This is a genomic window from Vibrio splendidus (assembly GCF_003345295.1).
In the GTDB taxonomy this organism is placed as follows: domain Bacteria; phylum Pseudomonadota; class Gammaproteobacteria; order Enterobacterales; family Vibrionaceae; genus Vibrio; species Vibrio splendidus_K.
In genome coordinates, this window is sequence record NZ_CP031055.1 from 3,209,723 (window position 1) to 3,233,931 (window position 24,209).

General features: G+C 46.0%; 26 protein-coding genes. 11 read left to right on the forward strand and 15 right to left on the reverse strand.

All coding sequences use genetic code 11. From position 1 onward, the window contains the following. The first annotated feature begins 266 nt into the window (after positions 1–266). The gene (locus DUN60_RS14415) at positions 267–1,790 is read left to right on the forward strand and encodes a YifB family Mg chelatase-like AAA ATPase (protein WP_114634147.1); all 1,524 of its coding nucleotides are present in this window, start codon (positions 267–269) and stop codon (positions 1,788–1,790) included. A 127-nt stretch (positions 1,791–1,917) separates the two neighbouring features. Here DUN60_RS14415 and DUN60_RS14420 read toward each other — a convergent pair whose 3' ends face one another. The 6 genes from DUN60_RS14420 to DUN60_RS24570 all read right to left on the reverse strand — a co-directional run bounded on the left by DUN60_RS14420 (position 1,918) and on the right by DUN60_RS24570 (position 7,033). Then, a complete protein-coding gene (locus tag DUN60_RS14420; RefSeq protein WP_114634148.1) occupies positions 1,918–2,871 on the reverse strand; it encodes a DUF2860 domain-containing protein in 954 nt (317 codons plus the stop codon). A 139-nt stretch (positions 2,872–3,010) separates the two neighbouring features. Further along, complete coding sequence (locus DUN60_RS14425) at positions 3,011–3,610, reverse strand: thiol:disulfide interchange protein DsbA/DsbL (protein ID WP_054548312.1); 600 nt, start codon at positions 3,608–3,610, stop codon at positions 3,011–3,013. Positions 3,611–3,665: 55 nt separating this feature from the next. Beyond that, a complete protein-coding gene (locus DUN60_RS14430; protein ID WP_114634149.1) occupies positions 3,666–4,652 on the reverse strand; it encodes a serine/threonine protein kinase in 987 nt (328 codons plus the stop codon). Between the two features lie 74 nt (positions 4,653–4,726). Beyond that, positions 4,727–6,145: a cytochrome c oxidase accessory protein CcoG gene (gene ccoG / locus DUN60_RS14435; protein WP_114634150.1), complete on the reverse strand. Its 1,419-nt coding sequence runs from the start codon at positions 6,143–6,145 to the stop codon at positions 4,727–4,729. Positions 6,146–6,471: 326 nt separating this feature from the next. After that, positions 6,472–6,735: a YihD family protein gene (locus tag DUN60_RS14440; RefSeq protein ID WP_004735759.1), complete on the reverse strand. Its 264-nt coding sequence runs from the start codon at positions 6,733–6,735 to the stop codon at positions 6,472–6,474. A 130-nt stretch (positions 6,736–6,865) separates the two neighbouring features. Continuing rightward, positions 6,866–7,033: a hypothetical protein gene (locus DUN60_RS24570; RefSeq protein ID WP_004735761.1), complete on the reverse strand. Its 168-nt coding sequence runs from the start codon at positions 7,031–7,033 to the stop codon at positions 6,866–6,868. Positions 7,034–7,316: 283 nt separating this feature from the next. On the opposite strand from DUN60_RS24570, the gene DUN60_RS14445 reads away from it, so the two are divergent. Together DUN60_RS14445 and trhA are read left to right on the forward strand one after the other, a co-directional pair. Beyond that, a complete protein-coding gene (locus tag DUN60_RS14445) occupies positions 7,317–8,108 on the forward strand; it encodes a sporulation protein (RefSeq protein ID WP_114634151.1) in 792 nt (263 codons plus the stop codon). Positions 8,109–8,216: 108 nt separating this feature from the next. Next, the gene (gene trhA / locus DUN60_RS14450; protein WP_004735763.1) at positions 8,217–8,870 is read left to right on the forward strand and encodes a PAQR family membrane homeostasis protein TrhA; all 654 of its coding nucleotides are present in this window, start codon (positions 8,217–8,219) and stop codon (positions 8,868–8,870) included. On the opposite strand, the gene DUN60_RS14455 is transcribed toward trhA, so the two are convergent. The 6 genes from DUN60_RS14455 to def all read right to left on the reverse strand — a co-directional run bounded on the left by DUN60_RS14455 (position 8,867) and on the right by def (position 15,405). Continuing rightward, positions 8,867–9,433, reverse strand: a complete 567-nt coding sequence (locus DUN60_RS14455; RefSeq protein ID WP_054548308.1) for a DUF3157 family protein — start codon at positions 9,431–9,433, stop codon at positions 8,867–8,869. The two genes, trhA and DUN60_RS14455, sit on opposite strands and share 4 nt — an antisense overlap. Before the next feature lie 26 nt (positions 9,434–9,459). Further along, complete coding sequence (locus tag DUN60_RS14460) at positions 9,460–10,905, reverse strand: TrkH family potassium uptake protein (RefSeq protein ID WP_114634152.1); 1,446 nt, start codon at positions 10,903–10,905, stop codon at positions 9,460–9,462. Between the two features lie 96 nt (positions 10,906–11,001). Continuing rightward, positions 11,002–12,378 carry a Trk system potassium transporter TrkA gene (gene trkA / locus DUN60_RS14465; RefSeq protein WP_004735766.1) on the reverse strand — a complete coding sequence of 459 codons (1,377 nt, stop codon included), beginning with the start codon at positions 12,376–12,378 and terminating at the stop codon, positions 11,002–11,004. Between the two features lie 110 nt (positions 12,379–12,488). Continuing rightward, positions 12,489–13,769 (reverse strand): 16S rRNA (cytosine(967)-C(5))-methyltransferase RsmB, encoded by a 1,281-nt coding sequence (gene rsmB / locus DUN60_RS14470; RefSeq protein WP_017077320.1) that lies wholly within the window; start codon positions 13,767–13,769, stop codon positions 12,489–12,491. Positions 13,770–13,888: 119 nt separating this feature from the next. Continuing rightward, entirely contained in the window at positions 13,889–14,854 is a 966-nt protein-coding gene (gene fmt / locus DUN60_RS14475) for a methionyl-tRNA formyltransferase (RefSeq protein WP_102539914.1), read from the reverse strand. A 38-nt stretch (positions 14,855–14,892) separates the two neighbouring features. Further along, entirely contained in the window at positions 14,893–15,405 is a 513-nt protein-coding gene (def, locus tag DUN60_RS14480) for a peptide deformylase (RefSeq protein ID WP_004735769.1), read from the reverse strand. A 140-nt stretch (positions 15,406–15,545) separates the two neighbouring features. Here def and DUN60_RS14485 point away from each other — a divergent pair, with 140 nt between their 5' ends. The 4 genes from DUN60_RS14485 to DUN60_RS14500 are packed head-to-tail and all read left to right on the forward strand — an operon-like array spanning position 15,546 to position 18,808. Then, entirely contained in the window at positions 15,546–16,637 is a 1,092-nt protein-coding gene (locus DUN60_RS14485; RefSeq protein WP_114634153.1) for a LysM peptidoglycan-binding domain-containing protein, read from the forward strand. Continuing rightward, positions 16,634–17,746: a DNA-processing protein DprA gene (gene dprA, locus DUN60_RS14490; RefSeq protein WP_114634154.1), complete on the forward strand. Its 1,113-nt coding sequence runs from the start codon at positions 16,634–16,636 to the stop codon at positions 17,744–17,746. Before DUN60_RS14485 ends, dprA begins: the two co-directional genes overlap by 4 nt. A 3-nt stretch (positions 17,747–17,749) precedes the next feature. Then, positions 17,750–18,226, forward strand: coding sequence for a DUF494 family protein (locus tag DUN60_RS14495; RefSeq protein WP_004735774.1), 477 nt, complete (start codon positions 17,750–17,752; stop codon positions 18,224–18,226). 12 nt (positions 18,227–18,238) lie between these two features. Then, the gene (locus DUN60_RS14500; protein WP_114634155.1) at positions 18,239–18,808 is read left to right on the forward strand and encodes a DNA topoisomerase family protein; all 570 of its coding nucleotides are present in this window, start codon (positions 18,239–18,241) and stop codon (positions 18,806–18,808) included. A 101-nt stretch (positions 18,809–18,909) separates the two neighbouring features. Here DUN60_RS14500 and DUN60_RS14505 read toward each other — a convergent pair whose 3' ends face one another. Both DUN60_RS14505 and purE read right to left on the reverse strand, forming a co-directional pair. After that, the gene (locus DUN60_RS14505) at positions 18,910–20,040 is read right to left on the reverse strand and encodes a 5-(carboxyamino)imidazole ribonucleotide synthase (RefSeq protein ID WP_114634156.1); all 1,131 of its coding nucleotides are present in this window, start codon (positions 20,038–20,040) and stop codon (positions 18,910–18,912) included. A gap of 5 nt (positions 20,041–20,045) precedes the next feature. Next, positions 20,046–20,531: a 5-(carboxyamino)imidazole ribonucleotide mutase gene (gene purE / locus DUN60_RS14510; protein ID WP_004735777.1), complete on the reverse strand. Its 486-nt coding sequence runs from the start codon at positions 20,529–20,531 to the stop codon at positions 20,046–20,048. Between the two features lie 195 nt (positions 20,532–20,726). On the opposite strand from purE, the gene tsaC reads away from it, so the two are divergent. The 4 genes from tsaC (at position 20,727) to DUN60_RS14530 (ending at position 23,414) form a co-directional block, all read left to right on the forward strand. Beyond that, complete coding sequence (gene tsaC, locus DUN60_RS14515; RefSeq protein ID WP_029223376.1) at positions 20,727–21,284, forward strand: L-threonylcarbamoyladenylate synthase type 1 TsaC; 558 nt, start codon at positions 20,727–20,729, stop codon at positions 21,282–21,284. A 19-nt stretch (positions 21,285–21,303) separates the two neighbouring features. Further along, positions 21,304–22,221, forward strand: coding sequence for an oxygen-dependent coproporphyrinogen oxidase (gene hemF, locus DUN60_RS14520; RefSeq protein ID WP_050649827.1), 918 nt, complete (start codon positions 21,304–21,306; stop codon positions 22,219–22,221). 75 nt (positions 22,222–22,296) lie between these two features. Beyond that, entirely contained in the window at positions 22,297–23,127 is an 831-nt protein-coding gene (gene aroE, locus DUN60_RS14525) for a shikimate dehydrogenase (protein WP_114634157.1), read from the forward strand. Between the two features lie 17 nt (positions 23,128–23,144). Next, the gene (locus DUN60_RS14530; protein WP_114634158.1) at positions 23,145–23,414 is read left to right on the forward strand and encodes a DUF1488 family protein; all 270 of its coding nucleotides are present in this window, start codon (positions 23,145–23,147) and stop codon (positions 23,412–23,414) included. Here DUN60_RS14530 and DUN60_RS14535 read toward each other — a convergent pair. Further along, positions 23,411–23,956, reverse strand: a complete 546-nt coding sequence (locus tag DUN60_RS14535) for a gamma carbonic anhydrase family protein (RefSeq protein ID WP_114634159.1) — start codon at positions 23,954–23,956, stop codon at positions 23,411–23,413. The genes DUN60_RS14530 and DUN60_RS14535 overlap by 4 nt on opposite strands. Positions 23,957–24,209 lie beyond the last annotated feature (253 nt).

Consider the following 24,209-nt stretch of genomic DNA (forward strand, 5'->3'; position numbering starts at 1 on the left):
AGTCTTAATAATGACTACGATAATCAGGTTAATCAGTGCGTAAATGCGAGCGTTAAAAATCATAATATTCGAGTTTTCTCGTTTATTGTCTTCAGTAAAAGTCTACATCTCTAGTGTTATCACACAAATCTGCAGTATGACAAGGAAAATGTCATTCTTTTTTCACATTAAAACACCATTCCACCAAGCTATATAACAACCTTATCGCTTTGGTGAGCAACGAATACCCAGAGCGAATACTTTTAAATCAAAGACAAAGGAAAGTTATGGGACTCGCGATAATTCATAGCCGAGCTAGTGTGGGAGTAGAGGCACCAGAAGTGACGGTTGAAGTGCATATAAGCAACGGTATGCCTGGGTTTACATTGGTGGGGCTACCTGAAACGACGGTCAAGGAATCTAAAGATCGAGTCAGGAGTGCCATCATCAATTCTCGCTTTGAATTTCCATCGAAAAGGATCACGGTCAACCTCGCACCTGCTGATTTACCCAAGGAGGGAGGACGTTTCGATCTGCCAATCGCGCTTGGGATTTTGGTGGCGTCAGATCAACTTCCGACATCAAAAATAGCTCAACATGAATTTATCGGTGAGTTGGCATTGTCAGGAGAATTGCGCTCGGTAAAGGGCGTTCTGCCTGCGACGTTAGCCGCCGATAGTGTCGAACGATGCTTAGTGGTTCCACAGCACAATGGTGATCAGGCGGCCTTAGTCGGCAAAGGGGCCCATAAATCAGCGCAAACCTTGCTAGAGGTTTGTGCAGATATGTGTGGCCAGGCTCAGCTTGGTCTATATCGAACCGAGCATCATCATGTCGATGTGTCTGATAATCGTGACTTACAAGATATTATTGGCCAGCAGCAAGGTAAGCGAGCACTGGAGATCGCCGCAGCGGGCAACCATAACCTACTTTTTCTCGGCCCGCCTGGAACTGGGAAAACCATGTTGGCTTCTCGATTGCGCGATTTGTTGCCTGAAATGAGTGACGACGAGGCGATGGAAACCGCTTCGGTAGCCTCTTTAACGCAACAAGAGATCAATCAATACAACTGGAAACAACGACCTTTCCGTTCCCCACACCATTCGAGTTCGATGGCAGCATTGGTCGGTGGTGGCTCGATACCTCGCCCCGGTGAGATATCTTTGGCGCATAATGGCTTATTGTTTCTTGATGAGATGCCAGAGTTTGAGCGTAAGGTACTTGATTCACTGCGAGAGCCGCTAGAGTCGGGTGAAATCATTATCTCCCGTGTCGCGGGTAAGACGCGTTTTCCGGCGCGCTTTCAATTGGTGGGTGCGCTTAACCCAAGCCCAACAGGATATTACGAGGGCAATCAAGCTCGAGCGAACCCGCAAATTATCCTGCGTTACCTCAACCGCTTATCTGGGCCATTGTTGGATAGATTCGATATGTCATTGGAGATCCCTCTATTGCCCAAAGGGATGTTAGCCGAAGGAGGCGATCGTGGAGAAACCACTCAAGTCGTGAAGCAACGAGTTAAACAAGCGCGTCAGTTGATGTTATCTCGAAACCATAAGTCGAACGCACTGTTAGGTAGTCGAGAAATTGAAAAGTATTGCCCATTGCGACGTGAAGATGCGGAGTTTCTCGAGACCGCACTACATCGATTGGGTTTATCGATCCGTGCCTATCATCGCATTATTAAGGTAGCGCGAACCATTGCAGACCTTGACGGTAATGAGCAGATTGAAAAGAAGCACTTATCAGAGGCACTTGGCTACCGAGCGATGGATCGACTGTTGAAACAACTCACGGCTCAAGCGGTGTAGTCATGCCAATCGTAGTAAATAACGGGTCATTTATTTACTGTGATTGGTATACAAACAAGAAAGCCTGCTTTTTACGCAGGCTTTCGTTGTTATGAACTAATGGCTATGAGCAAGCAGTGATGCCTAACTAGAACTTGTAGTTCAGGCCGACTGAGACGATGTATTGCGATTCATCGTAGAAGGTTATATTCGAGTCGCTGGTGCCATAGCCCGCAAGAGAAACAAACGACCAGTTTTCCCAATCCATAAATCGGTCATATTCATACGCGGCAAACAGGTTGATGTTGTCATCACTGCGTTTCTTATCGTAGATCGGGTTACTTGCATCGTAAGAACGTTGGTTGTAGCCCGCCGTTAGTGCATATTGATGGCGACCCATGCCACCAAATAAACTCACTTCACCACCAAATTGGTCGTAAGACTCAGCGTTGCCGTCGGCATCTCTTGTTTGATAAATGATCGATGGGATAAGCATCATGGTGCGGCTCAATGGAACGCGGTATTGGCCTTTCAGGTAGAAAGTTTCGGCATCACGCTGTAGAGCTTCTTCAACTCGATCATCTTTCACATCTTTAGTCGCGTAGGCCATGTCTAGCGAGAATGCAGAACCTGCGATGCTACTTAATTTCAAACGAAAGGCATTGCCGGTTTCATCGGTTTTGCTTCGAGCAACGTCTTCTGTGTATGGATTCGCCCAAGTTTCACCTGACATAATGGTTGGCAGGAGTGACGCGTCGATGGTCATGCCTGACTCTAGTTGGTATTTATAGCCAACCTCCAGCACTACAGTACCGGTTGCCACATCATCACGAGCGGTACCTGTGTACACCTGGTGATTTAGCTTCTCACCAAAGGTGTAAGCGACACTGCCTAATGGTGCGACAAGAAATGAGCTTTCAGATGAGGCTTTCTGTTTATTTGACGAGAGGGTGCTATCAGCATCGGTATTAAAATTTGAGGAGGAAGAGGTTACCCCGGTATTGATAGAGATTTCACCACTGAAACCTTGTTCGTCTGCAAGTTTGGCAAAGGCTGGCGAAGTAACAACGCTTAATGCGAGAAGTGTGATTTTTATTTTCATTTAAGGGCTCCTTGCCCACCGGTTCTTAGGACGGGTTATTAATACCAGTAAAGCTCTGAGTTTTATGGCTGATTATTTATCAATGATGATTTTTGAACTAGGAAAAAAAAGGAAGCCGAAGCTTCCTTTAATCATTACCTTACTTCTTTAACAAGAAGTTAACCAGCTCGAAGTACTCATCGAGAGAGTTAATACCTTGAGCGTCAATCAGGTAGCGGTTGTTTACTACAACAGCTGGAACGCCTGACAAGCCGCTGTCTTTGAATGCTTTGTCGAAACGACGAACCATCGAATCTACTGCAAAGCCGTTGTATGCCGCATCGAATTTCTTAGCATCAACGCCTTCGTCTAGGAAGATTTGACGCAGTTCTGCTTCATCGCGTGGTGGCTTGTTCATGGTGTGGATGCGGTTAAACATCACTGGCACCATTTTATCTTCAATTTTCAGTGCAATCATGGTCGCGTAAGCTTTGCTCATTGGCAGGCCCATGTTGCCACCCATGAATGAAACATGGTTCTTCTGTAGCTTAGCGTCTTTAGGTAGCTGTTGTTTTAGCTGCTGGATGATTGGCTCAAAGCTATTACAGTGTGGGCAGTAAAAAGAGAAGAACTCTGTCACCATTGGCTTTTTTGATGCTTCTAGATCGAGAACTTTGTAGTGTTCACCTTCGTTAAATTTCGCAGCGTGAGCTGAAAGGCTCAACATGATCAATGAGAAAAATGCGAATAGCTTTTTCATTTATCCAATCTCCATTATGTTTGAATTTTTATCTAGTTGTATGTTGCGATTGCTGTTACCACTGAGGCATTAACGAAAGTGGTGGCTCTTGCAGGGTAGCAATTTGCTCTTTACAAGCAAGTACTTGTTGCTCCCAATATTTCGGATCATTAAACCACGGGAAGGCCAAAGGAAACGCCGGATCGTGCCATCGTTTCGCCAACCATGCCATGTAATGCACCATACGTAGACCGCGCAGAGGTTCGATTAGTTTCAGTTGCGCGGTATTAAAATCGCAAAACTCTTGATAACTCTCTAGCAGAATATCCAGTTGCATCATTTTATCTTGTCGTTCGCCGTTAAGCAGCATCCACAGATCTTGAACAGCAGGACCATTACGCGCGTCATCAAGATCGACGAACATTGGCCCGTCGCGCCACAAGATATTGCCCGGGTGGCAGTCGCCATGGAGACGAATGTTGTCAATGTTACTTGGCCACTGGCTCTCTAGCTCTTTGATCAGAAGGTCGACGTCATTGAAGAACGCGTTCTCTAGGTGCGTTGGGATAAACTGAGAGTTCTCTAGAATCTTACGTGGCTGATAAAGGTATTCATCTAAGCTGATGGTCGGGCGATGCTGAAATGTTCTTCCAGCACTGGCTTTATGAATACGCCCAAGGAAGCGTCCAACGCCTTCCAATTGATCTAGATTGTCGACTTCATATTGCCTGCCACCGACGCTTTCAAACAGTGCAAATAGATAGCCTTGATATTCATGCAAGGTTGCGCCGTTGATTCGCATAGGTGGAGCAATCGGTAACTCTTGTTCGATCAGCTCTAACGCGAAGTCGTGCTCTTCTTGGATCTGTGCAGTGTTCCAACGCTGCGGACGATAAAACTTAACGACGTAGCGTTTACGGTCTTCATCGGTGAATTGATACACCCGGTTTTCGTAGCTGTTGAGAGCGAGAAGCCCGGATTCAGCACGAACTCCAATGCTCTCCAGTGCGTACCACATGAAGTCAGGAGTCAGGTTATCAAAGTTAAAGGCTTGCATCGTCATAGAATAAAAAAGGCTCATTACTGAGCCTTTTTCCATTTATTGGGGTGTTATACCAAGCACTAAGGTGACTGATATCAGAGCTTCTTGATAAAGCGGCTTTCGACTTCCATCGTAAACTCTTCATTATCCGAGAGTATAAACTGAATTGTCGAAACTGGTGAGCTCAGTTTTTCTGGATCGACGCCTAAGCTGATAGGAAGGTTTAAAACCTCACCCGGGTCTACGGTGATCGTTTGTTTACCGTACCAGATAGAATCTGGTAGCCCGCTGACATCAAGCTTGTACTCTTGCTCTTGCTGAGTTTTGTTGATGACTTTCAAGTTGTAAGTATTTTCGACAAGCCCTTGGCTATTGATTCTAAATAGCTGGTTTCTATCTCGTAGAACGCTTAAGCCTGCAGGATCAACACTCGCTATCTGTGCGAAGAACAAACCCAGCATGACGATCAATATAGCGCCATAACCTAGCAGCTTGGGACGCATCACCTTGGTTGTGTGACCATCGAGCCTGTGTTCTGTGGTGTAGTTGATTAGGCTTTTGTCATAACCCATACGTTCCATTGTGTTGTCGCAGGCATCAATACACGCGCCACAGTTAATACATTCGTATTGTAGGCCGTCACGGATATCGATACCCGTTGGGCACACTTGAACACATAAATTACAGTCAATACAGTCGCCTAGACCAAGTTCTTTTGGATCGGCTTTACGAGAGCGAGGGCCGCGGCTTTCACCTCGTTCAGCGTCGTAACCCACGATGAAGGTATCTTTATCGAACATTGCCGATTGGAAACGCGCGTAAGGACACATGTGCAGACAAACAATAGAACGCATCCATCCGGCATTCGCATAAGTACACCCAGCAAAGAACAATACCCAAAACACCGGCCAGAAAGTCGAGTTAAAGGTAAAGAAGCCAACCACCAGCTCCTTGATTGGGATGAAATAACCGACAAAGGTTAAGCCCGTCGCAATCGCAATTGCCCACCACGCGATGTGTTTGATGGTTTTTCTGAGAATTAAATTGCTCGTCAGTTTGCCCGAGTCTTGTTTTCTTCGCTTATTGGCAGCACCTTCCAGCTTCTCTTCGAACCAGATGTACATGAAGGTCCAGACGGTTTGCGGGCATAAATAACCACACCAGACTCGCCCTAAGAAGGTGGTTATGAAGAATAAGCCAAACGCAGCAATCATAAACAGGATGGCGAGTAGGGTCAGATCTTGTGGGTATAACGTGGTGCCAAAGAAGTTGAACTGCTGGCTACCGATATCGAGCAAGATCGCTTGTCGTTCACCAAATGGAATCCATGGGATAAGCGCAAAAAGTAAAAGTAAGAACCAACCGCCGTAACGACGAAGTTGTTGGAATTTACCTTTGCTTTCTCGAACATAGATTCGGTTACTTGGGTTAAATCGATCTCCATTACCTTTATGTGTTTTTGGGTTAAAGGTTTTAGGAGTCACATCTTTGATGTCGATTTTATCCTGACTCATGGACTATCCTTTTTGTGGCTTGTTTGCCCGGTTAAGTCGGGCATGACGACATTACTTGAAAGTATGGTTTAGAGAACCTGTAGAAATGGAGCTTGGTGCATTTGTTGGTATCGCACTCACTCTTATTATTTTAGAAGATTCTTATGGATGGCGATTATAACGACAATCTTGTTCTCATTTCTTTAACGCTATCAACCTTTAACAACAAAAGTCATAACAGTTGTGACGAAAAAATAGCGAACAGAAACAAAAAAGCGACCGAGTGGTCGCTTTTCGAAATTGATTGTTTTATTTATACGGCCATTGAGTTCTAACCAAATAGGCGATTAAAGAAGGCCACGCGCTTTTAGAATGGCCGTTTTGAAATCATCTTCTTGGTCTTTTTTAAGACCTGGGATCATTTCATCTTTTTCGCTGTTACGCATTTTTAGATGGTAGATAAGAACATCGTCAGTCAGCTCTTCTAGCTTGCCTTGGTAGCCTGCTTCGTTTGATAGCTTAATGATGAACTCTAATAGGTTAAGCTCTTGATCTTTCTGCCACTCAGGCTCCATCAGTTCAAGCAGTTCCTCAATGCGGTGACACTTCATACTTTACTTCTCCACAAATTTTATAATGATTTGTGGTTAAGGTATCAAATCGGGTAGGGAATACCAATGTGTAAAGGCATTTCAAGATGGGACCGGGCAAGAAAAAGCGCAGTAAAAACTGCGCTTTTCGTTAAGCGGCTTTAATTACTTTTGTTGCAGTCGGTGCTAATAAAGCAGTCTTCTGAACGAGAGTCATTGTAGGAGCCAATTTCTTAGCCGTTGGAGCAGCAACAAAGCCACTACGACGACGCATCGCACTACGGTTGGTGTGCGAGAACCTGACAGCTGTTGGGCGCATTAATTTACCTAACGGTCAGGCATATCCATTGCCAATCTAATGGCCTGACTTATCATGAGCTTCGCTTCAATTACTTGAAGAGTCACTCGTCTGGCTTTCGCCAATCCGAAAAATAAATCAGGATAATGATATGCATGCATATCAAGGCTTAGATTATCACTATCTAAGTTATCGATCGACGCCTGAGTGATAATTAAACGATATTAGAGCTAAAATAGTGTGAGCAGTATATTTGAGTTTGAACCTCTTTCAGGCTTAAGATGATGCTTTAAAGGAGGTGCATATGTCGTTCTTAAAGAAAACGTTAGCTAGTTTTGGTATTGGATCTGCCAAGGTGGATTCTGTATTGCAACAGGAAGTGCTTTACCCAGGCAAGAAGGCGAGCATTATTGTGCATGTCTATGGTGGCGCTCAGCCACAAGAAATCGACAACATTGATCTCAACTTGTGCTGTCGTTACGTCAAAGAAGTCACCATGAACTCGCAAAGGCAAGAGGGCGGTCATAAACGCCGAATGCATCAGACGTACTCGTTGGCTAAATGGAGCCTGCCGTATGCCTTTGTGATTCAGCCGGGAGAAACCCGTGACTTTGAATGTGAGTTTGATGTACCGCTGAATACACCAGTCACGATTGGTGATTCAAAGGTGTGGCTGGAAACCGGGTTGGACATTGCGATGGCAATTGACCCATCGGATAAAGACACCTTAACGGTTCGTCCTGATGCACTCCTCGATGGCATCTTTAACGAACTTGAAGCTCAAGGGCTACGCATTCGCCAAGTCGAGTGTGAGGCGGTGGAAGGTTTCGAGTTACCGTTTGTGCAAGAGTTCGAATTTGTTCCGACGACTGGCCCTTATCATGGTCGCTGGCGTGAGCTTGAGGTTGTTGCTCATCGTGGTGAGACAGAACTTAAGTTGTGGTTTGAGATAGACCGCAATCGCGATGGCGCAAAAGGCATGTTGGCGAGCTTGCTGGGAATTGGTCAACTACAGCGTCAATTGAGTGTCCCGCTTGATACCTCACCAGAAGACGCCGGTAAGATGGTGGTCGAGTATTTAGAAAGCGCATCTTAGCTGAATCGCACATTTTATAAGTCATTTTGTCATAAAAATTTAAGCTTACACGTGTAAGCTTAATGTGTAATACTGGGTCAATCGAACATTTACTCTAGTAGGATACTCATGTCTGCATCATCAGCCAGCGAATACAGTGACATCGAAGAGCGCGCTAATGCGATAACCCATGGTTTGGGCGTCGTACTTGGCGTAGTGGGCCTGATCCTGTTACTGATTCGTGCGTTTGATTACCAAGCTGACATGCTAACGGTTGCCAGTATGGCGGTGTATGGCAGCAGTATTATTCTGCTCTTTCTTGCTTCCACGTTGTACCACTCGATCACCACTGAGAAAACCAAGCGCTTACTCAAAACGCTCGATCACTGTGCGATTTATTTGCTGATTGCGGGCAGTTACACGCCGTTTCTTTTGGTGGGCTTAAGAACCCCATTAGCGATGGGCTTGATGGCGGTGATCTGGGGAATTGCGCTGGTGGGCATCATCATGAAGATTGCTTTCGTATACCGATTCAAGCGCTTATCGCTGTTCATTTACTTAGCGATGGGTTGGCTATCTTTGATTGTGGTTTATCAATTAGCGATGAACATCGATATAGGTGGTTTGGTGTTACTGGCGGTTGGCGGGGTGATTTACTCGCTGGGTGTGATTTTCTATGTGGCAAAACGCATCCCTTATAACCATGCCATCTGGCACCTGTTTGTGTTGGCGGGCTGCGCTTGCCATTTCTTCGCTATCTACCTGTTTGTGACACCGGTTTAGCGAGCCAGCACTTCAACGATTTCAGCTTTGATTTGATATTCTGGGTATTGATCAACAGCTAGGTTAAGCGACGTACCTTCGGCATCGGTTTTTGGTCGAAGGTAGGTATCTGCCATACGCTTTATCGATTTCCAAACCGCTACTGTTTTCTCTTCTAATAACTCACCACTTGGTGAATATACACCTAACTTCAAAGACACTAAGATGACAGCCTGCGTACCTTGGTTAGTAATAGCCGTAGGGATGATCAGCTCGCCGTCTTCATAGCGACTTGCACCTAGTACAACATCCACTCCTGATTGAGACAGCTGTAAGCTTGGCTTCTTGCTATCAACGATAATCGTCGTACCACGCACATTAGTCGCGATTGGGACAGCTACAACCGGCGCTGCTACAACAGGGACTACGATTTCTGATGTTGTTGCCGTTTGTTTCTGTGCCACGTATTGCCACGTAAAGTCATCTTTTAGAAGTATCTGTTTACCATCTTGCAGAGTCACCATTTGGCCGGCGAATGCAGAGCTGCTAAGCAGTGCGCTTGCGATAAGTAGGTATGATTTCATCTGTGTTTCCTTAAATATTCGCGTAATTAGCGTCGCCAAAAGGCAGGGAAAAATAGAACAATTAGCGTCAGTATCTCAAGTCGGCCCATCAACATACCTAAACTTAATAGCCATTTAGCAGCGTCTGGTAATGGAGCAAAGTTACCCGTTGGACCGATCACGTTACCCATGCCTGGGCCCACGTTGGCAACGGCTGTGATAGCGCCAGATATACTGGTCACAGGATCAAGCCCCATCGCGCTCAAGCCGCCTGCAATTAAGATAATCGTGATAAAGAACATCAAACCAAATGCCACGAGTGAACGCACAATATCGTCATTCACAGGTCGCTGATTGTAGCGTTGAACAAACACGCCCGATGGGTGAATTAGCTTCATCATTTGTTTGTGGAGCATGGTCATCGCGATCTGGAAACGGAATATTTTAATACCGCCAGAGGTTGAACCCGAGCAAGCTCCCGCCATCATTAGGAATGCAAACAAGGTCGTTGGCAGTGCCCCCCACGCGGTGAAGTCTTCTAAGCCAAAACCGGTTGTGGTGACGACTGATACGATGTTGAACATCGAAACACGCATCGCATCCATAACAGTGTAGCCATCTCTAACCACCAACCATGTTGATATTACGGCGCTGGTGACCAAGAACAGGTATGTAAAACCTCTCACTTGCGCGTCTTTGTAGAGGATTGAGAGTTTTCGGCCTCGCAGTGCGCTAACAAACAGTAAGAACGGCAGTCCACCAAGGAACATGAACAGTGTTCCCACCCAGTGAGCACTGTTGGAGAAGTGGTTCATCGATCCATCTGAGGTTGAGTAACCCCCCGTCGACAGTGTTGTGAACGCGTGATTGATCGCGTCAAAGATACCCATGCCTGCAAACAAATAGCTAATGATGCATAAACCAGTCAGAACCAGATAAACCGCTACGATGTTCTTCGCGACGGTTTTTGCTCGTGGGCTGCTTTTATCTGACCAATCGGATGATTCGGTTTGGAACAGGCGCATACCACCAACGTTGAGCATTGGTAGAACTGCTACCGCCATCACGATAAAGCCGATGCCGCCTAACCATTGCAGTATAGAACGCCACAACAGAATGCTTGGTGCCATGCTATCTAAGCCGCTTAATACGGTTGAGCCTGTCGTGGTGATACCTGACATGGTTTCGAAGTAGGCGTCAGTGAAGCTGATGTGGTTAATGAAGACAAATGGCAGGGCGGCAAAGGCGCTGGCAATTGTCCAAACCAAAGAGGTGATAAGGAACATGTCCCGCACCCCAAGTCGGAACTTAGCGGAGCGGCCCAAGCTCAAGCAGATGAACGCCACAATGTGCGTGATCACTACTGATTGACCAAACTCGAGGAAGCCACCGGTGCCAGTAAAAAAGGCAACCAATGTGGGGATGTACATGAAAAGGGCGAGTTTTGATAACACTAACCCTATCACTAATAATATCGGACGAAAGTTGACCATAGCTTAATAGACCATAGCTTTAATTGATTACAGCTTTGTGCCGGAGCGTCCTTCTCACAAAAAGAAAGTTGCGAGAAGAAGCTTACGAGAACAAGGCTATAAGAAGAACGGGCTCGGTTGGAATAGAGACTCAACATCAGGTACGTATTTCTTGTCCACTAGGAACATCACTACGTGGTCATCTTGTTCGATTACGGTTCTATCGTGCGCGATAAGTACTTCTTCTCCGCGAACAATTGCACCAATGGTGGTGCCCGGTGGCAGTTTGATGTCGCCAATCGCTCGGCCAACAACCTTAGAGGTGGTTTCGTCACCGTGAGCAATCGCTTCGATCGCCTCTGCAGCGCCGCGACGTAGAGATGATACGTTTACGATATCAGCACGACGAACGTGAGTAAGCAGAGCAGAAATGGTCGCTTGCTGTGGAGAGATCGCAATATCAATCACGCCACCTTGAACAAGGTCGACATAAGCGCCACGCTGAATCAGCACCATTACCTTCTTGGCACCCATTCGCTTCGCCAGCATCGCTGACATGATGTTGGTTTCATCTTCGTTGGTTAGAGCGATGAACACATCAACTTGATCAATGTTCTCTTCGGTTAGCAGCTCTTGGTCGGCTGCATCGCCACAGAATACGATGGTGTTTTCTAATTCTTCAGATAGCTTCTCGGCGCGAGTGTAGCTGCGCTCGATAAGCTTGATGCTGTAGCTCTGCTCAAGGCGTTTTGCCAAGCTTGCACCAATGTTACCACCGCCAACAATCATGATGCGGCGGTACGGCTTCTCTAGGCGTTGCAGTTCACTCATTACTGAGCGGATATGGTTACTCGCTGCCACAAAGAAAACCTCATCATCGGCTTCAATGATGGTCGTGCCTTGTGGGCGAATTGGGCGACCTTGACGGAAGATAGCCGCAACACGAGTATCGATGTGTGGCATGTGCTCACGCAAAGCAGACAGTGCGTTACCAACCAATGGGCCGCCGTAATAAGCTTTTACTGCTACTAGGCTAACTTTCTGTTCAGCAAAACTCACAACCTGCAGTGCACCTGGGTATTGAATCAGGCGCTCGATGTAGCTGGTGACGAGTTCTTCTGGGGCAATTAAATGATCAACCGGAATCGCCCCTGATTTGAAGAGTGCTTCTTTCTCTTCTAAATACTGTGGAGAGCGGATTCGGGCAATTCGGTTTGGCGTATTAAACAGAGAGAAGGCAACCTGACATGCGGCCATGTTGGTTTCATCCATGTTGGTTACGGCAACCAACATGTCGGCATCTTGCGCGCCCGCTTCACGTAGTGTGTTCGGGTGGCTGGCATAACCGTTTACAACCCTAAGGTCGTATTTGTCCTGAAGTTCACGAAGTCGGTCGGCATTACGGTCGACGATCGTGATGTCATTGTTTTCACCCACTAGGTTTTCAGCAAGGGTACCGCCAACTTGTCCAGCACCTAGAATAATGATCTTCATAGCCTTTCTCTTATTTTTTGCCGTTGTAATTCTAGTGATCTCTTTTCGCTTTGATAATGCACTAGAAAGAAACAGCGGCTAAGAAATAAATTCTTAGCCGCTGTTAGTTGTTATGCCTGTTTTACTAGAACTGCGTAGTAGAAGCCATCCATATCTTCTTCACCAGGTAGTATTTGACGACCCGGTTTTTCGATATCAGACCCAACCAGCGTTGCGTTCTCGGTACGCTCTAAGAATGCTTTCACTTGCAGCACGTTTTCTTGCGGCGTGATAGAACATGTCGCATAAACCATGGTGCCGCCTTCTTTTAGCTGGCGCCACATTGCATCCAAGATCTCGCTTTGCAGCTCTGCTAGTGCATCAATATCAGAGGCACGGCGTAGCCACTTAATGTCAGGGTGACGGCGAATTACACCGGTCGCTGAACACGGAGCATCAAGTAGGATGCGGTCAAACTGACTGCCTGTCCACCACTCTTCAGGGTAGCGAGCATCACCACAGATTACGTCGGCACGTAGTTGTAGGCGTTCAAGGTTATCGTAAACGCGGTCTAGGCGCTTAATATCGCTGTCGATTGCAACCACTTCAGTGTCTTGAGTATGTTCAAGAATGTGTGCAGTTTTACCACCAGGTGCTGCGCAGCAATCTAGGATTAGCTCACCATCTTTTGGTGTTAGGAAATCAACGGAAAGCTGAGCTGCAGCATCTTGCACAGATACCCAGCCTCGGTCGAAACCAGGAAGCAAAGTAACGTCACAAGGTGAGGCTAATTTTATGGCATCAGCGGCTTCAGGGTGCAGTGTGTATTCAATGTTTTCGTTTTTAAGCAGTTCAACATACTCGTCACGAGTGTGGTGTTGGCGATTTACACGCAGCCACATTGGTGCCTTGTTATTGTTTGCTTCAACTAATTGCTCCCACTGATCTGGGTAGCTCTCTTGAAGCATTTTTAGAATCCAGCTTGGATGGCTGTATTTGCCAGCATTGTGGCTAACGGCTTTCTCGTCTAGTTCTTCTTGATCGCGCAGATAGCTGCGAAGTACGGCATTGATCAAACCACTGAGGCTTGGGCCACGCAGTGTTTTGGTTGCTTCAACTGTTTCAGCAACGGCGGCATGCGAAGGAATTCGCATAAAGCCCAACTGATAAATGCCTACTAAGATCAGGTGATGGAAGACGCGCTTTTTACCTTTAAGCGAGTTTTCCATCAGTTCGTTAGCGATTGACTCTAAGCGAGGCAGGTAACGAAGTGCGCCGTAGCAAATCTCTTGCAGTAGAGCATGGTCTCGCGGACGGATCGTTTTTTGAGCCGCAGGGAGAGCGTGTGAAAGAGAGTGGCCTTTATCGACAACTTGGAATAGGACATTTGCAGCAGCAGCGCGAACATTCATGAGGGGTACCGAATATTTATTTGAATACATGAGGACATCTCTGCCCTCGTAAAGGTTTTCTAAACTGTGTTTTTACAAGCTACACATTTTTAAGTGCATATTGAGTAGCTTTAAAGCGGTTAAGAAAGTTGAGTACCAACTTCAAACCAGCTTGCACGTGAGTTCAATATGTCTTGAACTGACATGGCTTTTTTGCCTGGAACTTGCAGTTGCTCCAAAACCAGTACTTTGTCGCCAGTCGCAACATAGATACCCGTTTTATCTGCTTTGATGATTGAGCCAGCTGGCGCAGATGTTGATTCTTGATCAACACGTGTCTGCCAAACTTTAATGCTTTTTTCATCATTAGAGCTGCTATCAGTAATCGCAAAGTGACTCATTGGCCATGGGTTGAAAGCGCGCACACAACGTTCGATGTGTTCTGCACTGTCATTCCAGTCAATCTTCGCTTCTTCTTTGCTCAGCTTCTTCGCGTAGTTAGCAAGTTCGTCGTCTTGCTTCTCAGCAACGGCTTTACCAGAAGCGATGTCAGCTAAACACTCAACAAGCGCATCAGGACCAAGGCCTGCCAACTTCTCGTACATTGACGCGCTGGTGTCTGTTGCTTCGATTGGTAGCGTCGCGATACTTAACATATCACCGGTATCTAGGCCGATATCCATCTGCATGATCGTTACGCCTGTCTCTTTATCGCCCGCCCAGATAGAGCGTTGGATCGGAGCAGCACCACGCCAGCGCGGTAGGATAGAACCATGCACGTTGATACAACCCAAGCGAGGCGTATCTAATACAGCTTGTGGAAGAAGCAAGCCGTAAGCGACAACAACCATGATGTCAGCATTCAAATCTGCTAGCTCTTGCTTAGCTTCATCTGACTTGAAGTTTTCTGGTTGGTAAACCGGAATATTGTTTTCAAGTGCGATGTTTTTTACTGGGCTCGCAGTCAGTTTTTTACCGCGGCCTGCTGGACGATCTGGCTGTGTGTAAACAGCAATAACTTCATGCTCCGAAGACAACAACGCCGCCAAATGACGGGCGGCGAAATCCGGAGTACCTGCGAAGACAATTCTTAAAGATTGACTCAAGGTAGACTTCCTTCTTAATTTAGTAATAGCAGCGGTTATTAACCTTGTTTCTCGTTGAAACGTTTAATCTTCGCTAGCTTATCTTGAATACGTTTGCGCTTTAGTGGCGATAGGTAATCAACAAACAACTTGCCTTCTAGGTGGTCAAGTTCGTGCTGAACACAGATAGCCAGAAGGTCGTCAGCGTCGAATGTGAATTCGTTGCCTTCACGGTCTAATGCTTTAACCGTTACTTCTGCAGCGCGAGGGACTAGAGCTCGAGCGCCTGGTACAGATAGACAGCCTTCTTCGATACCATCTTCGCCACGTTTGTCGGTAATTTCAGGGTTGATCAGAACCATAGGCTCGTCACGTGTTTCTGAAATATCGATAACAACGATGCGCTGGTGGAAATCTACTTGCGTTGCAGCAAGGCCGATACCTTCTTCGTCGTACATGGTTTCAATCATGTCATCAACGAACTTTTGAATCTCTGGGGTAACTTCTTTTACCGGTTTCGCCACGGTACGTAGACGATCATCTGGTAATGTTAATACTTGTAATACAGACATATACACTCGAAATATTGAACTGTGCCGAAACAGCTTAAACCTTGTTGGCTCAATTCTAGACATTTTAGAGGTCAAATGACAGCATCCTGAAGTTAATTCTCTAATCAGATGTCATATATTCAGACCAAGGAACCTAGGTCATGCGTCATTTTTTTTCCACTTTATCTCTTATTTGTGCCTCGATTTCGTTCGTCGCCACAGCAAAAAATAATGAGCAACCTTTAACCGTTAAGCTGGGTGCACCCGAAACGTATGTGGTGGTTAAGGGTGATACCTTATGGGATATATCTACGATGTACCTCGATAGCCCATGGTTGTGGCCAAGGTTATGGCAGGTAAACCCTGAAATAGAAAACCCTCACCTTATTTACCCTGGAGATAAATTATCTTTGGTTTGGATTAATGGCGAGCCTGTATTGAGCCTCAAACCCGTTATCAAGCTTAGCCCTAAGATTCGCATCTCTGAGAAGAAAGCAGTACCTACCGTGAATGAGGGGCTTGTTCTACCGTATCTACAATCTGACCGCTTGGTTGAGCAGCAAGATATTCAATCGGCTCAACGAGTGTTAGGGACGAGTGATGGAAAGAGATTTTTATCGGGTGAAGACCGGTTGTTTATCTCGGGCAACCAACAACATCAAAAGTGGGGTATCTACCGCGCCGTTGAAACCTACCACCGACAACAACCTCAAGCGAGTATGACCTCTTTGCGTTTAGTCGCCACAGCGCGCTTGAAAGAGGTGGATGCTGAGTTCAGTAGTTTGCAAATAGAGACTCAGCTACAAGAGGTACTGCTCAACGACCTCGTGTTACCAGAACTTGGCGTTGATCAGGTGAAGCTCTCAACCACATTTTATCCAGCGCCTAGTGCTGCGGGGCAGTTTGCTAATATCTTGGGTTCATTAGATGGCAGCCAATACAGTGCAAAGAATCAGGTGGTCGTTATCAATAAAGGCTCACAGGACAATCTTCGTCAAGGCTCGATGTTTACGCTTAGTGAAAGCGGAGCGGTGGTTTTTGGTAAGCAGGGTGAATATAGCTATAAAGAGTCAGCGGCGAGCGATAAGGTGCAGTTGCCAAGTACCTCACTCGGTAGCTTGATGGTCATTCGTCCTTATGAGTATTTTAGCTTGGCCTTGATCACTCAGAGCTCAAAACCGGTTAGTAATGATATTCTGGCGGTATCACCTTTGGATCTGGCTTTGAAGGAAGAAGCTAAGGGCACCGAGTGAATGAGCAACAACTGAGTGTTTGGTTAACTCTAAGTTTTGTTCCGCAATTGGGTGGCAAGCGCCTTTCTCGACTGCTGAGTATTGATTCTCCTTTGAATATTGTTGGTTACTCAAGTCAGCAACTGCAAGCGCTTGGTTTGTCTGCCAAGCAAATTGCCTATCTAAGAGAGCAAGCCCCGAGAGAAGTGGAGGCTTGCCTAGAGTGGCAAGCAAGACAACCCAACCATCACATCATTACCCCGAATTGCTCGCATTATCCCAAACTGCTGAATGAGACCGCCTCCGCGCCAAGCGTGCTTTTCGTTAAAGGTCACGTTGAAAAACTGATTGAGCCTCAAATCGCTATGGTCGGCAGTCGCAATGCCAGTCTCGAAGGGTTGCAAACCGCGAAGTCCTTCGCCAAAGAGTTCGTCCAAAACGGTTTGATTGTCACCAGTGGCTTAGCACTCGGTATCGATGGCTATGCTCATGATGGTGCTCTAGATAAAGGAGGGGAAACTTTTGCTGTATTGGGTTCTGGATTGGATTCCATTTATCCTGCGCGACACAGAAATTTAGCCGATAGGATCTGTGAAAATGGTGCGTTGATTTCAGAGTTTCGCCCAAGTGCCAAACCACGACCTGAACATTTCCCTCGCCGTAACCGTATTATAAGTGGGTTATCGCTCGGAACCTTGGTGGTTGAAGCGGCTGAGAAGAGTGGTTCTTTGATTACAGCTCGCTATGCCATGGAGCAAGGCCGAGAGGTGTTTGCGCTTCCTGGCTCTATTCATAACCCAACCAGCCGTGGCGGTAATAGCTTAATCAAAGCTGGAGCATGCTTGGTACAGAGTGCACAAGATGTTCTGATTGAAATAAAGAGTCTGTTAGACTGGTCTATCGATCAGCAACCCAGCTTGTTCGAACCTACGCCCAGTATGGGGGAAAATGAACAATTGCCATTTCCACAGCTGTTAGCTAACGTAGGGTTAGAGGCGACACCCGTTGATATTTTGGCACAGAGAACCCATATACCTGTGCATGAGGTCATGATGCAGCTTTTAGAGCTTGAGCTCTCAGGGCATGTTGTTGCAGTTTCCGGTGGCTATATTCGAAAGGGGAGAGGCTAAGCTATGATGATGGACATACTGATGTACTTGTTTGAAACCTACATCCATAGCGATTCTGAATTGCAGGTGGATCAAGATGAGCTGGAAGATGAGCTTCTTCGAGCAGGGTTTCACCAAGATGATATTTATAAGGCCCTCCATTGGTTAGAAGATCTTGCGGCATTGCAAGATACTGAGAATCAAGCGGCGATTACTATGTGTTCCAATACCTCGATGCGTATTTATACCAGTCGAGAGATTTCACGTATTAATATGGAGTGCCGAGGTTTCTTATTGTTCCTTGAACAGATCAACGTACTCACGACAGAGATTCGTGAAATGGTGATTGATCGTGTGATGGGGCTTGAGACGAGCGAATTTGAATTGGATGATCTGAAATGGATTATCTTAATGGTGCTATTTAATGTGCCGGGTAATGAAAGTGCTTACACGCAAATGGAAGAGCTGTTGTACACCAAAGAGCAAGGTATCTTGCATTAATACAGGCTTGTCATGAGTAGTAAGATTGATAATCAGCTTTTTTCAGCACATGAACATGCATTAGAGCATGAACCATGTCCACATTGTGGTGGAGAGCTTCAGCTTCGCCATGGTAAGCACGGCCCATTTTTAGGCTGTAAGCAGTATCCTAGCTGTGATTACATCAAGCCTCTGCATCAGAACGATGGCCACGTAGTGAAAGAGCTGGGTGTACCGTGTCCTAAATGCCAAAACGAATTGGTATTAAGGCAAGGTCGCTTTGGTATGTTCATTGGTTGTAGCAGCTACCCAACGTGTAATCACATCGAATCTTTGGACCAACCAAAAGAACAACCTGAAGAGCAGCCACTTGTTGCTTGTCCTGAGTGTGGCAGAGGCCATTTGGTTGAGCGTAAATCTCGCTATGGCAAAACCTTCTATGCGTGCGATAACTACCCTAAGTGTAAGTTCGCCGTTAATCAGCCACCTGTTATAGGTCGTTGTGAACAGTGTCAGTTCCCGTTGTTACTTGAGAAGAAAATAGCCAGTGGTACCAAGAAGCAATGCGCTGATCGCAAGTGTCATCACATTCAATCTCAGTAGTAATGCTAATTACAGTAAGTGAATGATCAGAAAAAAACGGCGCCCAATGAGCGCCGTTTCTATATCCAATAAACTTTTTATATCAATAAACCAATGTAGGCTTACTTCATCTGCTCAGCAAACTCATGCACAGCAGGGTAGGCTTGCTTATCAAGAATATCAGCCAATGAGCACAACGCTCTTTGCAGCTCTGCGTTGTAGTCAGCGCTCACGTTAATGTGGCCCATCTTACGACCTGCACGCTTCTCTTTACCATACCAATGAACATGACAACCACCTTGAGCAAGAATTGCTTCAGGTAGGGTATCTTCACCAAGGATGTTGATCATTGCGGTTGGACGAATCAGCTTAGTGCTGCCTAATGGCATCCCACATACGGCACGTAGATGGTTCTCAAACTGACAAGTTTCAGCGCCTTGTTGTGTCCAGTGGCCAGAGTTATGAACACGTGGTGCAATCTCATTCACCAGCAGTGAACCTTGAACATCAAAGAACTCTAGCGCGAGTACGCCAACGTAATCTAAGCGTTCAGCAATGGCAGTGAACATGGTTTTCGCTTGCTCTTGCAGTTCAATGTCATCAATCGCTGTCGATAAGCTCAACACGCCGTCGGTGTGAACATTTTCAGCCAGTGGGTACACTTGGATCTCGCCATTGGCGCCACGAGCACCGACAAGTGATACTTCGCGGTCAAACGGAACGAATTCTTCAGCCACAATAGCTTGGTTGTCGGTCGCGGTAATGCACTCAGCCATTTCTGCCCAAGTCGCATCAACATTATCTAATGTCTTTAAGCGCCATTGACCTTTGCCATCGTAGCCACCAAGTGTGCTCTTCAATACCATTGGTAAGCCAACGTGAGCGATCGCAGCGTCAAAGTCTTCGCGAGAGTTAATCACGTAGTACTTAGCATTTTTCACGCTTGCTTCGTCTAACAGGGCTTTTTCAAGGCGACGGTCACCGCCAGCTTTGATTGCTTCTGTTGTCGGTAAGAACTTACCGCTGCGCTCACACACCTCAAGTACATCATGAGGGATATGCTCGAATTCAGCAGTAATGACGTCCGCACGCTCAATCGCATTGTCTAAGCCGCTGCCTAGAATCGCTTGCGTTAATGGGTGAACAATATTTTTGCTGCCAACATCAAAAGCAGAAATTTCAATATTCAGCGGCGCCCCAGCTAGGGACATCATGCGAGCAAGTTGGCCCGCGCCTAACACAAGAACATGCATGGGAATTAGTCCTCTGCAGGGTTTGGATTAGCCAGAACCGTTTCTGTTTGCTCAGAGCGGAACGCTTCTACTTTTGCCATCACTTCTTCATTGTGAGTACCAATGATTTGGGCTGCTAGGATACCAGCATTGGCAGCGCCAGCTTCACCGATAGCCAAAGTACCTACCGCAATGCCTTTTGGCATCTGTACGATAGAAAGCAGAGAATCCATGCCCTTGAGTGCTTTAGACTGAACAGGAACACCTAAAACAGGTACGCTTGTGAAAGCTGCAGCCATGCCCGGAAGATGCGCTGCACCGCCAGCACCAGCAATAATCACTTTAATACCGCGCTCTTTCGCACTGGTTGCGTAATCTGCAAGCAACTGAGGTGTGCGGTGAGCAGAAACCACTTTTGTTTCGTACGCCACGCCAAACTGATCCAACATTTCTGCAGCTAGCTTCATTGTTGGCCAATCAGATTTAGAACCCATGATAATACCGACAGTCATCTCAAACTCCTTCAGGTACGATTTAATTAGTGATTAGATATTTTGCGCGCATTATACGGGTAAAATTGCTTAAGGAAAACGTTTGCGTCAGTCTAAGTTGTTAATAGATACATTTTATAAACAAATAGCTTTAGTCACAGTGAATGATAATTTGTACACTTAGCGAGTTCGATAACAGAATTAATGAGGCAACCCTTGGATAACTTTCAACATACTTTGCAGGCATTACAACAAGGTGAAGTCATTGCTTACCCGACTGAAGGCGTTTTTGGGGTCGGTTGTGATCCCGATAATCCACAAGCCATTAAGAAATTGCTCGATTTAAAACAGCGGCCGATGGAGAAAGGGTTGATCCTAATTGCAGCGAGTTACGAGCAGTTGCTGCCCTATATTGATGAAAGCCAGTTGACGGAAGCGCAGTTAGCGACCGTAAAAGCAACATGGCCGGGACCTGTGACTTGGATAATGCCAACCAGCAGCAAAGTGACTGACTGGGTCAGCGGCCAATTTGATTCCATCGCGGTACGAGTGACGGATCACCCTTTGGTTCAAAGAATGTGTAATGAATTCGGTAAGCCGTTAACCTCTACCAGTGCCAACTTGACTGGCGAGCCGCCTTGTATGACGACTGAAGAAGTTCAACAGCAACTGGGTCAGCACTTAGTTGCGATTCTAGAAGGTCAAACGGGTGGCCGTGAGAAGCCAAGCGAAATTAGAGATGCAAAAACGTCGAAAATATTAAGACAGGGTTAAACCCTGCAAAGGAAGTAAGATGTCAGCAATTGATAAAGAAGCAGTAAAGCAGTTTTTACTGAGCCTACAAGATTCGATTTGCCAGCAGCTTGAGCAAGCTGATGGTACAGCACTGTTTGAAGAAGATGCATGGCAACGTGAACCTGGCGAGCGCCTTGGTGGCGGTGGTCGAACTCGCGTGATGACCAATGGTGCGGTATTTGAGCAAGGCGGTGTTAACTTTTCTCATGTCGCTGGTAAGGCTATGCCTGCCTCTGCAACCGCTCACCGTCCTGAATTAGCCGGACGTAAGTTTGAAGCGATGGGGGTTTCATTAGTTATCCACCCTAAAAACCCATACATCCCAACCTCACACGCGAACGTACGATTCTTTATTGCCGAAAAGGAAGGGGAAGATCCTATCTGGTGGTTCGGTGGTGGTTTTGATTTAACGCCATTCTATCCTGTCGATGAAGATTGCCAATCTTGGCATCAAACTGCTAAAGACCTGTGTGCACCATTTGGTGATGACGTTTACCAAGAACATAAAGAGTGGTGTGATAAGTACTTCTATCTACCTCACCGTGATGAAACACGTGGTGTTGGCGGTCTGTTCTTTGATGACTTAAACGACTGGGGCTTTGAAAAGAGCTTCGCTTATATGCAGGCGGTCGGTGAAGGTTTTGCAGCCGCATACTTACCAATTGTAGAACGACGCAAACAGACGCCTTATGGTGAGCGCGAGCGTGATTTCCAACTTTATCGTCGTGGTCGCTATGTTGAATTTAACTTAGTGTATGACCGTGGCACCTTATTTGGCCTGCAAAGCGGTGGTCGCACAGAGTCTATATTGATGTCGATGCCGCCGTTGGCTCGTTGGGAATATCGCTATGAACCACAAGCGGGTTCACCAGAAGCTCTGCTTTATAGCGACTACCTAAAGCCTCGAGTTTGGTAGTTCTTCCTTCCTTATAGGGATAGTGATAGGGTCATCTATATAGATGACCTTTTTTTATTTCTGTTAGGTAAGGATATGACACAGCAAGTAGATCGTTATGCCGTTTTCGGTAACCCTATTGGGCAAAGCAAATCGCCATTCATTCACACATTATTTGCTCGCCAAACCAGCCAACAACTTACCTATACAGCACTCCAGCCAGAACAAGGTGAATTCATCACTACTGCTCAAGCTTTTTTTAGTGAAGGTGGTAGAGGGTGTAATGTCACAGCGCCATTTAAAGAAGATGCTTATCAGTTCGCTAATCGCCTGACTGAAAGAGCTGAACTAGCAGGTGCTGTAAATACACTTAAGAAGCTCGACGATGGAGAGATCATTGGTGATAACACCGACGGTGAGGGTTTAGTTCAAGACCTGCTTCAACATCAAGTTATGCTAGAAGGGGCTCGCGTTCTTCTGCTTGGCGCTGGTGGTGCGGCTCGAGGAGTGATTCAACCTCTTCTCGACCAAAAGCCACAACAGTTGGTAGTCGCTAATCGAACCAGTTCAAAGGCTCAACTTCTGGCTGAGATGTTTTCTTCACATGGAAACATCAAAGGAATGGGGTTAAGCGATGTTAATGAAGGGTTTGATGTCATCATTAACTCGACCTCGTCTGGTCTAAGTGGTCAGCTTCCTGAAGTTTCTGAGATTATCTTCAATTCGAATAGTGCTGTTTATGACATGGTTTACGGATCTGGAACCACAGTATTTAATCAATGGGCATTAGATAACGGTGTTCACGCTGCTTATGATGGTTTGGGTATGTTGGTAGGGCAGGCTGCTGAGAGCTTTATGCTGTGGCGTGGTCTTCGCCCAGGAACAAAACAGATTTTAAGAGAATTACGCAAAAACCTAGAGATGTAACAAGGTATTTATAAAAAATGAATCAATCAATTCTATTTCCTGATATCCAAGATTGGGATGAAGAGAATCAATCAATCACCTTCCCAGCACAGCAGTCGGGCGCACTGATTGAGTGTGTTATGTCTATTGAAGAGTTGTCTCGATTGGCAGGCAAAGATATAGAAGAAGGCGATCAAGCTTTAGTTATCTTTTCAGAGTTACGTTTTGATATTGAAGAGCTAGCTGAAGAGTTAATAGAAGAAGAGGAGTATGACTCCTCTAATCGGATTCAGATCAAAGTGCTTTAGACTGGCAACACAGAGTCTAGATAGTCGTTTTTATTCTGAACATAGTTGTCAGCTGACTTCTGTAAAAAGGCACGCTCTTTATCATTTAATGGGCGTGCTTGTTTTACTGGGCTTCCTACATAGAGATAACCGCTTTCAAGTACCTTATTAGGCGGAACCAAGCTACCAGCACCAATCATCACATCTTCTTTAATAACCACGCCATCGAGCACGATAGCTCCCATACCAACAAGTACGCGATCTTCAATGGTGCAGCCATGTAGCATTACTTTATGTCCGATAGTGACATCATTACCTATTAATAGAGGATAACCCTCAGGGTTTTCAACATTCCTATGGGTGACGTGCAAAATGCTGCCGTCTTGTATATTCGTTCTATCTCCAATATGAATGTGGTTCACATCTCCTCGAGCTGCAACCAAAGGCCACACGCTAGAGTCGTTACCAATTTTGATATCACCAACCAGTACCGAACTTGTATCTACATAGACACCTTGTCCAATCTGAGGAGATATTCCTTTATAACTGCGTATTGAACTCATAAGTCCTCCTTTATATAGGTACCTTAAGCCCTTAATTAAGGGGAGTACTAGTGATAATGAGGTGTTTTGAACAAAAAACGCTCGAACAATCAAAAAAGTAAGAAAAACTTCAAAAAGGGCTTGCCAGTGTGATCGAAATCTCTATAATGCGACCTCGTTGAAACGGGAAGGCTTCTTAGGAAACCAAAACGAATCAACAAGCCAAATTAGCCAAGCTAAGCGCTTGAAAAAAGTTTTGAAAATAGTGGTTGAC